Origin of the sequence: Xenorhabdus vietnamensis (assembly GCF_002127535.1) — a bacterium.
In the GTDB taxonomy this organism is placed as follows: Bacteria; Pseudomonadota; Gammaproteobacteria; order Enterobacterales; family Enterobacteriaceae; genus Xenorhabdus; species Xenorhabdus vietnamensis.
In genome coordinates this window covers 1-446 of sequence record NZ_MUBJ01000135.1, presented here as the reverse complement: position 1 = coordinate 446, position 446 = coordinate 1, and the positions used below count along the sequence as shown (strand labels likewise).

Below are 446 nucleotides of genomic sequence, written 5' to 3'. Positions count from 1 at the left end.
TTTCATGTCACGTTGCCAGAAAAAGCCAGTGAACTCATTACCCGTCTGACTGATAATTTCCAGATTTTAAAACCCGCATCTTCAAGTTAATTGCGTATAGATATTCAATAAGCATTAAATAAGTATCTATTAAATATAAATAAGGTATTAAATGGATAACCCAGCAGATTTACTGCTTCAGCGACCAGAACTAGAAGCTGTGGTAGTTAATGTACAAGATCCAGAAAAACAAATGCGCGTACAGGTGCGTGTTTTTGGTGTACTTGATGATGTGTCAGATGAAAAATTACCGTGGGCCACTTATAAACTCCCCATTGGAGCCAGAGCAAACGAAGGTGACTTTACTCCAGGGCAAGAGCATGAGCGCTCACTTTTCATTCACGGGTTCAAATCCTGCCTTTAGGACTTGCATGGCAAAATTGGGATTCATCCACGCTTTTTTCTGT

At 39.9% G+C, this 446-nt stretch carries 1 protein-coding gene; it reads left to right on the top strand.

Going from position 1 to position 446, the window contains the following annotated elements; translation table 11 throughout:
• Nucleotides 1–151: 151 nt before the first annotated feature.
• The gene (locus Xvie_RS20570; RefSeq protein WP_208612674.1) at nt 152–403 is read left to right on the top strand and encodes a hypothetical protein; all 252 of its coding nucleotides are present in this window, start codon (nt 152–154) and stop codon (nt 401–403) included.
• The last annotated feature ends 43 nt before the right edge of the window (nt 404–446 follow it).